The sequence below is a fragment of the Mediterraneibacter agrestimuris genome (assembly GCF_943193195.1).
In the GTDB taxonomy this organism is placed as follows: domain Bacteria; phylum Bacillota; class Clostridia; order Lachnospirales; family Lachnospiraceae; genus Schaedlerella; species Schaedlerella agrestimuris.
Genome location: NZ_CALPDG010000026.1, coordinates 44,437 through 54,178, shown reverse-complemented (window position 1 = coordinate 54,178; position 9,742 = coordinate 44,437). Strand labels below are relative to the sequence as shown.

Below are 9,742 nucleotides of genomic sequence, written 5' to 3'. Positions count from 1 at the left end.
CTTGCCCTAATGGCGTGCATAATGTAGTATCTCCTAATATCCTTATCGCTTCATTCTCCGTCATTCCACTACCTCCAGTCAAATCTCTGCCCACAGTGGTAGCAAAAACTGGCAATCCCAATTCCTGTGAATCCTTTTCCACAGTTCCGACAGCGATATGAATCCGTGTATCTAATTCCTGAATCCTCTTCCTTTATTGGTCTCTTCGCCGTGTCCCGTTCTTCCAGCTCCGCAAACCTTGACATCGCTTCTTTCATCTTCGTCTTATCTTTCAATACTGCAACTCCCACATGGTATTCTGTGTATCGTTCCATCTCTTTACCTCTCTTCCCCAATAAAATCTTCAATGCTCATTTGCCCCGGTATATTATCATCCTCCATCCACCAAAGAAATACTTCTTCTCCTGATTTCCATCTGTTTTCTTTCCCTCTCTTATCCCGTTCTTCCAGCATCCTTTCAAATGCATGGATATATATCTGCTTATATTTCGGGAAATCCGAAAATTCTTTCCAGCGTTTTTTTCCTGCTATCGGGCAGCCAATACACCCAACCCGGTTATATCCACATTGATACAATTCGCAAGTTTCTATGTGCCCAGAATGTATGAACTCCCAAACATCTGAGTGTGTCCAGTCTATGATCGGATTTACCACCATTTTATTTTGCTTCATGCATAACTCTGTCATCCGCCTATAGGAAACATTGTCATTCATCAGCATTACTGTACTAAACTTCTCTTTTTCCTTTTTTGTATGTCCGATTTTTTCAAATTCTCCCCTTTCGGATCTGGCTGTACTTTCATCCCAACGCACTCCAGTGGCAATATATCTGTTTGCACATCCAGTTTCTTTCAAAACAGAGCAGCAATATCTTGCTTTTCTTGTCGGCGGCATCAGCTTTTGTGGAATCAGCTTCCACATGCTTGTTGGTTTCCCTCCATATACGGGCATTTCAATCCCACATTTGATTCCATCCAGTTTTAATTGCTTAAATACATTCCTTATATGCCTGACCGTTTGCGGTGCATCTGCTGTTGTATAGCTGTTATGCACCTCGAATGAGACACCGGAACGCTTAAATAATTCCAGTATTACATCACTGTCTTTTCCGCCGCTGTATGTACAGACAAGCGGTTTCCCATAGTGGTGTATGCTCATTTCTGATGCTAATTTAATTCGCTCAATTGCTTTTTGTTCTTTATCCATCGTTGTCACCAATTCCAAATTTATTATTCAGATGAAACATCTTCCCTCTCTCCACTGTTCAGTTTTATTTCCTCCAACACCCCACATTCATCAACACGGTGGAACTTGTTGGCAAATTTCAAGATGGAGTTCCGAGCTTCCAGAAATTCTACATCATCACAAACCAGTCTGCAAAAATGGTATGCGATCTGCGCAGCAATGCGCTTATCAACTGTCATTTTTAAGCTTCCGCACCATAATGGTAATGTTGAGAAGTCAAGGTCGGCTCCACGTAGGTTGGCTCTACATAGGCCGGCTTCACGTAGGTCGGCTCTATATAGGCCGGCTTCACGTAGGTCGGCTCCACGTAGGTTGGCTCCACGTAGGTTGGTTTCACGTAGGTTGACTCCACGTAGGTCGGCTCCACCTAGGTCGGCTTCACGTAGGTTGGCTCTATGTAGGTTGGCTTCACGTAGGTCGGCTCCACTTAGGTCGGCTCCACGTAGATCGGCTCCACGTAGGATGGTTCCACGTAGATCGGCTCCACGCAGGTTGGCGCATTTCCCGCCTTTTCCATCAATCCATTCTTTATGTTCTTCTAATATTTTTTCTAACTCTTCTCTTTCCATCTCATTCTCTTCCTTTCTTTGTGCCGAATTTCGGCACGCGCCTTATTCCACCCTTTCCATAACCCTTATTACAATCGGGTGAAGTCGTTTTTCATCTATTTCTGTAAACTTTCCTTCTACAATACACGGGACTAGTATATCCCTCAGATATTTCGTTATCTCCAATTCCACACTCATAGCAGAGTAATCATTATTTCGTAATATCAACTCTTGCATATACAAAAGATCTCTTGCCTTTTTTTCCATTTCTTTTCTTTTTCTCGCCCTCTGCTTCTCCTGTTTATTGACAACAATCAGAACTGCGGCTAAAATTAAATTCAAGCAAAGGCTTATGTTTTTAATATACATAACACAATCCTCCACTTCGCTAAATCCTTTCTTTTGTGCCGAATTTCGGCACACATCTTATTCCGCATTCCCCATCACCTTAATTGCGTATTCTTCCGTTGGTCCCAGCGGCATATCCTGATACCCTTCTGCCTCAACATAAAAGCCTACGCCTTTCATCGGTTCTTTATCCTCCGGGCAGTATGCTTCATATTCACCGTAACGGATAAACATATGTACTCCATTCAGTTCACTTACGATCTCATCATCTTCCCAAAGCATCTCTTTGTTTACATCAGACTGCCCGGTGTAACGCTTGATACTTCCAACCGCAATATAATGCCAATCATCCCCAAAAACGATACCAGCCTCAGAAATATACAGTTGTACCCATTTTTTCTGTTTCTGGTTATAGCCTTTTAAAAGAATCACAATTTCCCCTCCTTTCCGCGCCTTGCTGAATCCACTCTGTCTACCAATTCCTTATATTCTGATTCTGTGATAATTCCGCACAATTTTGCAAAATGCATCTGCGCCGATATCCTGCAGTAAGTACCCTCATATATTTCCCCATCCAAACATGATTCAACAAGTGCAACTAATAATCCCTTCTTCTCCGCATCTGTCATACTTTCTTTCCCTGTATTTAAAGTCATTTTTAAAATTCTCCTTTTCATGTTGACGCAGTTAAAACTTTCGTGTAATATAAACATATAAATGTTTTTTCATTTACTTTTAATTCCAGTAGGGCGCATCTGTTCGCAGCAGATGTGCTCTTTTTCTTTCCTGTATTTTCCGTCTCTTTCTTGCCTTTGACAGCCGATCTGTTAAAATGTACGCAAATGCAGATGCCAGAATCAAGGCAATTGCGCACTGCACTCCCCGGGAGTTCATAATAAGCCATCCCAATGTAACTTCCGGGGCATCTACCACAAACGCAAGATAGAGACAAGAACATTCAAAAATGCCTATGGAGCAGTTCCTTATTTTTTTCAGCAATTTATTTTCCTTCTTTCTCCCAGGTCTTTCATATAGCCCCTGATTTTGATTTCCATTTCTTTCCCATAGCTTGTCCTTCCTACCGCCTTCAGGCGGTTTTTTCTTTCTTTACCTCTTCCTCCGGCTCATAACCAAGCCCCCTCAGCGCCCGGTCATTGAGCCAGCGGAGATACTCTGCCCGTTCCTGTTCCGTTAACGAAGAAAGAGGGATTTTCTTCTCACCCAGATAGAAGTTATACTTCATACACCCACCTCCGCTTTATTTTATGATCACTGTTTGTACTTGTTACGTTGTCCTCTTGCGTTTGTCTCGCTCCATTTCACTGTTACAGGGTTTTGAAGGTGAAATATCTTTCCGCTTTTATATACATCAACATCACCTTCCCATCCCCTATGCTTCATTCTTATCTTTGTTATCCTTGTCTTTCATAAATGCCATTCCCTCCCCAAAGGAAAGAAGTTTCTCTTTTTCTATTTCTGACATCTCAGGTAAAATTTCCTCAAATATTTTTAAGATTTTTTCCTCTTTTTCACTCATAACTGCTTTTCTCACCTCACTTTACTTAACTTGGTTTAATTATATATTAACTTGTTTAACTTGTCAATACCAAAAACTTAACTTAGTTAAATATTGCCCTTGATTTATTTTCTGGTTTATGATATATTCAGATTAGAAAAGAGGTGATTTTTTGGTTACTATTAGGGATCGTATTCTTCTTTTATTAGAAAAAAAGAATATTACCAAAACAGAGTTTGCAAATAAGTTAAATATCACGCAAGCCTATGTCTCCAAAATTACAAATAAAGGAGCCACTCCAAGTGATCGACTTATAGAAGACATTTGTGAAAAATTCATGGTAAATGAAAATTGGCTCCGAACTGGAAACGGTGAAATGTTCATCAAATTGGATAAAGAAAACCAACTAATGATATGGGCTGCGAATATTTTAAAAGATGAATCCGATTCATTTAAAAGAAGGTTTGTCAAAATGCTTATGGAGCTCGATGAATCTGATTGGGAGACATTAGAAAAAATTTGCGTGAAACTACACAAAGAAAGCTAGGCTGTTACATCTAAAAGGGTTAAGGAGGAAAAGAGATGAAAAAATATTTTAAAAATTTGGTGGCAGTGATGATCAGCTGCATGATGTTTTTTGGAATTAGCGGCATAGTGTCCGCTGCGGCTTATCCGGATGTGAATCCGGGGGACTGGTTTTATGAGTATGTGCAGGATGTGTCTGACAAGGGACTGATGTCCGGGTACACGGATACGGGAAAATTCGGACCAAACGACAAGCTGACCAGAGGACAGTTTGCAACGATCCTCTGGAGAATGGAAGGTTCACCGGAAGTGGAATACAATGGACAGTTCCCGGATGTTGCTTACGGACAGTTCTATACAACCCCGGCAGCTTGGGCAAGCGCAAATGGAATCATTACAGGATACAGCAGCAACGGCTGCTTTGGACCGAACGATAACATTAACCGTGAGCAGATGGCAACGATCCTGTACCGCTATGACGGTTCACCATCAGTGGATGTTTCTTCTTTTGCCGGGTTTCCGGATGCAGGAAGCGTCAATGAATTTGCGAAAAACGGAATTGCGTATGCAGTAACCAATAAGATTCTGACAGGAGACAACGGGAATCTTGTTCCGCAGGGGCATGTAGTGCGTGCGGTATGTGCAACGATGATCTCCAGATTTAGCGGTAATCATGTGACAGACCCAACACCGGAGCCAAAGCCGGAGCCGACCCCTGAGCCAGAACCGACACCTGAACCGGAGTTTGATATCAAAGCATGGGCAGATAAAAACGGATTTGTGTATAATTCATCGAATGGTATCTGTGAAAAAGAAATCAATAAAATTAAATATGAAGCATCCACATACAAAGGCGAACCTTCTATTTGGGTTACAGACGGTAAATCAGCCTCTGGAAGCGTGGAGATACTGGAATCTATTGACGGAGTTAACGTAACAGGCATTGGGTATGGAGCGTTTACGAGTAATAAGACAATTACTGATATTACAATTCCGGCAACTGTAACAAAGATTGTTGAGACAGCATTTGATAATGTGGTAATTGAAACCTATACCTTCAAAGGTGATGTGCCACAGGGATTTAATGGGATCCGTCCATGGCGTACTGCAAAGGTTTTTACAATCAGATATCCGAAAAATGCATCTGGATGGGCTGATTTTAAATTAGTCAGTGATTATTTTGAACCCATTATGGAAGCATACTAAAAATAATATGTGCCGAATTTCGGCACATACGCACCTTGGTTCTGAAAATGCAGCATATTAAATTTATCTAAGAAATGGATCCCCCGACCGTACTGCAATACAGTTGAGGGATTCTTCTTTTACAGTGGCAAAGTACCATCCTGGCAACAAATTTTTTATTCAGCCGGATTCCGGCATGAAGAGGGAGGTGGCATAAATGAATAAAAGATTATTTGAACTAAGAAAAGAACTTGGATTAAGTATGGAAAAATTTGGTTCAAAAATTGGACTTTCACGCTCAGCAATAAGTAAAATGGAGAGCGGAAACTCTGGATTATCCAAACAAACCATTTTATCTATATGCAAAGTGTATCGCGTTAATTATCACTGGCTTACTAATGGTAATGGTGAAATGTTTAGTGGAACACCTGAAAGTATAGTTGATGAAATTGCTGAAGACTATAATCTGGATGGAATTGACAAAAAGATAATTCAAAAATATTTAGAACTGGATAACGAATACCGTAAAATTTTAAAAGATTATTTGAAAAGTATCTTTACATAGAGAAAACAGGTTATAGAAAACATTTGTGAAAAATTACATCTCCGAAAACGTAAGATTACATGTATTCTACTTGTATCCAATACCGTAACAGACAAAAGGACTTGCAAGGTTTCTGACCTCCCAAGTCCTCTTATGTATCATGGTGTTATTAGCAACATCCGTTCTGTCAAGGACTGCCCTACGGCGTATCGGCTTCGCCTTGTTCCTTGACCTCACTAATTACCTTCAATAGTTCATCTACAGTAATTGCCCCATTAGATACATGCAAATTTACAGCATTTCGTTGCTTTCTATCATTGGAAACAAGTGTACACTCATAATATACAGATGCTTCTGCAATTATTGCATCATAATTGTATTCATATGGCATGTCGCTTTCTTTGTCATTATTCTTTATAATTTCTTCAAAAACAATTCTCGATAAACTTTTTTCTGAAATAAAACGATTTGTTCCATCTACTCTCGTATGATTTTTCATTACAACCGCTACTTCCGGAAATAAAATTATGTTTAATTCCCTATCTATAGAATCAAATTTCTTTATTAATTCTGGACTCATGGTCTTTTTTCTCACAGGTTCGCACTCACGATTATAAGTTTTTGCTCCTTTCCCCGCAAGTTCTCTATCCTGAATAGCAGTCGAATAATAGCAAAAACCATAAGCAGTAGATTGTTTTAATACGTCAAGCAACTCCGGCTTTCTAGCAATATAATTATACGCACTTGTATCTAACATATAATTATTTTTATTATTTCTATTCGGTTCAAAATATTGTTTTTCCATACAATCACCTTCCTTTTATGGCTATTTCTAAATATACTTCCAAACATCTTCACACAGCAAATAGTCCAAAGATTTTATATGCTCTTTCAACAAAGCATCTACTTTCATCACAGGGCGCAAATCCCAATAGTAAACACCATCCAACGGATTCAAACCAATCGTATATGCCTTGAAATGTCCAGTTAAGAATGTCTGTCCAACTTTATAATATAGAAATCAAAACCTATACCTTTAAAGGGAATGTCCCAGAGAGATTCAATGCAATCCGTCCATGGCCGCAATCCTTTACAATCAGATATCCGAAAAATGCATCTGGATGGTCTGATTTTAAGTTAGTAAGTGATTATTATAAACCTATTATGGAAGCATATTAAAAATGGCATGTGCCGAATTTCGGCACAAACGCACCTCGGTTCTGAAAATGCGGCATATTAAATATATCTAAGAAGTCCATGTTGACGAAGAAATGGATCCCCCGACCGTACTGCAATACAGTTGAGGGATTCTTCTTTTCTTTTATTTCGTATTTTTCACGCGATTAATCATATTTAATATATCTTGATTCGCATTTACAATTGTGATTTTTACATCCGGTTTTAAGTGTGCAAATTTAACAAAAAGTTCATGCGTAAACGCTTGCCCAATTTCATCAACATCTAAAAAATCAAGCTCAACTTCATCAAATCTATCAAATCTATTATATAATCTTCTTGCCTGCGATCTCGACACAGGAAAATTATTTCCAAATACGTTTTTCATTGGAATGCTTGTTTTGTTGAAACCATTATCATTATCGCTAAACATATCAAACACCTCTTTAATTTGCTTATGACTCCTATTGGCTAATTTCATTAATATTACTGTTCCTACATTATTCATTAACTTAATCAACTCGTCATCATCATCTAATGTTTCCAAAAACTCGTAGTAATTATTATGCGTAAAGTGCTTGTTGCTTGAAACAGCAACAAACAAATCCATTATGCGGGATGTAAAAAATATACCTTCACCTGTATGATTTTTGTTATCAGTTGTTAATTTTCCTTTAAACAACTCGTTAATGGCATCATCCAAGGACTCATAGCTATAATATTCTTTTATCTTGTTAAAAATGCCTATTCCATTGTCACGAATTAGCATATGTATACTAGATTGACTGACAAATAATGAACAAAATATTTTCTGAGATTCTGAATGCTCAATTGCATTATTAAACATTTCAGTAAATGCATAATACCAGATATTGATAACATTACTTGATAGTTTTTGTTCTTCTAGAATTGGTTTTATATCTTTTAAAAAAATAACATCTTCTTCCAAATCAATATTATCATAAGTGAAATCTATTTGTCTTTCTACAAGTATATATTTACCTCGTCTCCTTCTTTTTATCGCACCTGACTGTATTAATTCATCCAAATAACGATATACTGTTGTTTCTGATATTCTAAAACATGTGCACGTTTTCTGTACTACATCTTCATTATCTCCAATTTTATCGAGGATATACTCTTTTATTTGATTTCTTTTATTTTCAGTTATTGACATCTTAGCCTCCGTTAATAAACTTAACAGCAATATTTACTAACTATAATATATCTTAAATATCCAAAACTAGCAAGTATATTTTCATTTTTGTATTTTTGAAATAGGATGATCGCAATCCTATTGGCTTTAGAAAATTTCTGTATATGCTATAATGCCGGCAAATAAAAAGATGTAAGAAGTCCACGTTGACGAAGAAATGAATCCCCCGACCGTACTGCAATACAGTCGAGGGATTCTTCCTTTTTTAGGGGCAAAACACCCACCAAGGCTAGTTGTTGCCCTAGCTGTCACCGTCTAACCATTTGATGATGCAGCAGCAACCTACACCACCCTAGAACAGCAATTAAATAACACGCCAGGCTGTTAAACCTAGCTTAAGAACGTCAATATGAAAAAATACAGACGTTCCAGTTGTTTTTCGGTTGCACTGTTAAGCAACTCAATAATTAGCGGCTTATAATTTTTGTCACTCATATGTACCCCTCCGTGTTCGTCTTAAACGCACGCTCGAAATTCCTTGTATAAATAATACTACATTTCATCATGTATTTCAATAATTTTCCGAACGTTTGTTCTTGTAATGTATTTGGAATTTTCTTCCTATTAATTAAGACCACGCAGCACGGAAAAACTTACGCAGCGCCGGAGATTTGTCCCAGATATGGGACACTTATTTATACGGAGAGTCGAAAAGGTCTGTTATGTGCACTTTTAGACCTTTTGCAAGAAGTTCTAGGGTATCTGCCGTAGGGGAAATTTCATGATTCATGATTCGTTGAATAGATGATTTGGAAATTCCCGTGAGGCTTGATACCTGACGAATTGTTAAGTTTTTACTTATCATTATTTTATCAAGCAGTATCCTCATAATCACTAGTTTAATAATTGTGAAGGCAAAATACCACTGGCAAATACTGGAATATAGATAACCCCATACATGATTGTTGACGCACGTATTTGCACATGCTACAATTGGTGCAGCAGCACCGCTGGAAAGCGGTTCGCAATACCAAGACACAAAGCCGACATTCTAATCAGAACACTAGACAACATACTGAAGGATGTGAGGGTTAATTTTCTCTCCCCCACAGTGGACAGGGAAACAACTAAATAATGTATTTACCCAGACAACTGGGAAGGACAGCTTTCCATCTGTTCCGGAGTCTTACGGAAGAGGTGGTGTCTATGAGTACTTACGAAGAATTCATGATTCTTTTAACAGCTTGCAATTTACTTATAGCAATTCTGACTTTTACACATAGAAAATAGCCGTCCTGCTCACTGGTAATGGTTAGGACGACTATTTCATAGTAACTTAAATATTTGCCCGGAGCGGATGGGGTGCATCCATCTTTTCCAGTTGTCTTGTTAAGTACATTATATCAAATATATCATAAAAGTCAAGAACCGCCAAAGCGCTGGCTACAATAACCCTTGACACTCCCCATAGTTAAAGCAAGGGGTTTTACGACACATTG

Annotated in this window: 15 protein-coding genes; 3 read left to right on the top strand and 12 right to left on the bottom strand. The window is 38.4% G+C overall.

Going from position 1 to position 9,742, the window contains the following annotated elements; translation table 11 throughout:
- Positions 1-68: 68 nt before the first annotated feature.
- From NFS18_RS12585 to NFS18_RS12545, 9 genes are all read right to left on the bottom strand, one after another.
- Positions 69-314, bottom strand: a complete 246-nt coding sequence (locus NFS18_RS12585) for a hypothetical protein (protein ID WP_251390633.1) — start codon at positions 312-314, stop codon at positions 69-71.
- Positions 315-318: 4 nt separating this feature from the next.
- Positions 319-1,206 carry a phosphoadenosine phosphosulfate reductase family protein gene (locus NFS18_RS12580; protein WP_251390631.1) on the bottom strand — a complete coding sequence of 296 codons (888 nt, stop codon included), beginning with the start codon at positions 1,204-1,206 and terminating at the stop codon, positions 319-321.
- Between the two features lie 23 nt (positions 1,207-1,229).
- The gene (locus NFS18_RS12575; RefSeq protein WP_251390629.1) at positions 1,230-1,814 is read right to left on the bottom strand and encodes a pentapeptide repeat-containing protein; all 585 of its coding nucleotides are present in this window, start codon (positions 1,812-1,814) and stop codon (positions 1,230-1,232) included.
- Positions 1,815-1,856: 42 nt separating this feature from the next.
- Positions 1,857-2,162, bottom strand: a complete 306-nt coding sequence (locus NFS18_RS12570) for a hypothetical protein (RefSeq protein WP_251390627.1) — start codon at positions 2,160-2,162, stop codon at positions 1,857-1,859.
- 57 nt (positions 2,163-2,219) lie between these two features.
- Positions 2,220-2,573, bottom strand: a complete 354-nt coding sequence (locus NFS18_RS12565) for a hypothetical protein (RefSeq protein ID WP_251390625.1) — start codon at positions 2,571-2,573, stop codon at positions 2,220-2,222.
- On the bottom strand, positions 2,570-2,797 hold the full coding sequence (locus tag NFS18_RS12560; RefSeq protein ID WP_251390623.1) for a hypothetical protein: 228 nt from the start codon (positions 2,795-2,797) through the stop codon (positions 2,570-2,572). The genes NFS18_RS12565 and NFS18_RS12560 overlap by 4 nt, the downstream gene beginning before the upstream one ends.
- Positions 2,798-2,876: 79 nt before the next feature.
- The gene (locus NFS18_RS12555) at positions 2,877-3,140 is read right to left on the bottom strand and encodes a hypothetical protein (RefSeq protein ID WP_251390621.1); all 264 of its coding nucleotides are present in this window, start codon (positions 3,138-3,140) and stop codon (positions 2,877-2,879) included.
- 88 nt (positions 3,141-3,228) lie between these two features.
- Positions 3,229-3,384, bottom strand: coding sequence for a hypothetical protein (locus tag NFS18_RS12550; RefSeq protein ID WP_251390618.1), 156 nt, complete (start codon positions 3,382-3,384; stop codon positions 3,229-3,231).
- 147 nt (positions 3,385-3,531) lie between these two features.
- Positions 3,532-3,678: a hypothetical protein gene (locus tag NFS18_RS12545; RefSeq protein ID WP_251390616.1), complete on the bottom strand. Its 147-nt coding sequence runs from the start codon at positions 3,676-3,678 to the stop codon at positions 3,532-3,534.
- Positions 3,679-3,829: 151 nt separating this feature from the next.
- Between NFS18_RS12545 and NFS18_RS12540 the strand changes: the two genes are divergently transcribed.
- The 3 genes from NFS18_RS12540 (at position 3,830) to NFS18_RS12530 (ending at position 5,932) form a co-directional block, all read left to right on the top strand.
- The gene (locus tag NFS18_RS12540) at positions 3,830-4,204 is read left to right on the top strand and encodes a helix-turn-helix domain-containing protein (protein ID WP_251390614.1); all 375 of its coding nucleotides are present in this window, start codon (positions 3,830-3,832) and stop codon (positions 4,202-4,204) included.
- A 35-nt stretch (positions 4,205-4,239) separates the two neighbouring features.
- A complete protein-coding gene (locus NFS18_RS12535) occupies positions 4,240-5,388 on the top strand; it encodes an S-layer homology domain-containing protein (RefSeq protein ID WP_251390612.1) in 1,149 nt (382 codons plus the stop codon).
- Positions 5,389-5,584: 196 nt separating this feature from the next.
- Positions 5,585-5,932, top strand: coding sequence for a helix-turn-helix domain-containing protein (locus tag NFS18_RS12530; protein ID WP_251390609.1), 348 nt, complete (start codon positions 5,585-5,587; stop codon positions 5,930-5,932).
- A gap of 178 nt (positions 5,933-6,110) precedes the next feature.
- Here NFS18_RS12530 and NFS18_RS12525 read toward each other — a convergent pair whose 3' ends face one another.
- From NFS18_RS12525 to NFS18_RS19750, 3 genes are all read right to left on the bottom strand, one after another.
- Complete coding sequence (locus NFS18_RS12525; protein ID WP_251390608.1) at positions 6,111-6,716, bottom strand: hypothetical protein; 606 nt, start codon at positions 6,714-6,716, stop codon at positions 6,111-6,113.
- A 516-nt stretch (positions 6,717-7,232) separates the two neighbouring features.
- Positions 7,233-8,264: an STAS-like domain-containing protein gene (locus NFS18_RS12520; RefSeq protein ID WP_251390606.1), complete on the bottom strand. Its 1,032-nt coding sequence runs from the start codon at positions 8,262-8,264 to the stop codon at positions 7,233-7,235.
- Positions 8,265-8,934: 670 nt separating this feature from the next.
- On the bottom strand, positions 8,935-9,108 hold the full coding sequence (locus NFS18_RS19750; RefSeq protein WP_251390638.1) for a helix-turn-helix domain-containing protein: 174 nt from the start codon (positions 9,106-9,108) through the stop codon (positions 8,935-8,937).
- Positions 9,109-9,742 lie beyond the last annotated feature (634 nt).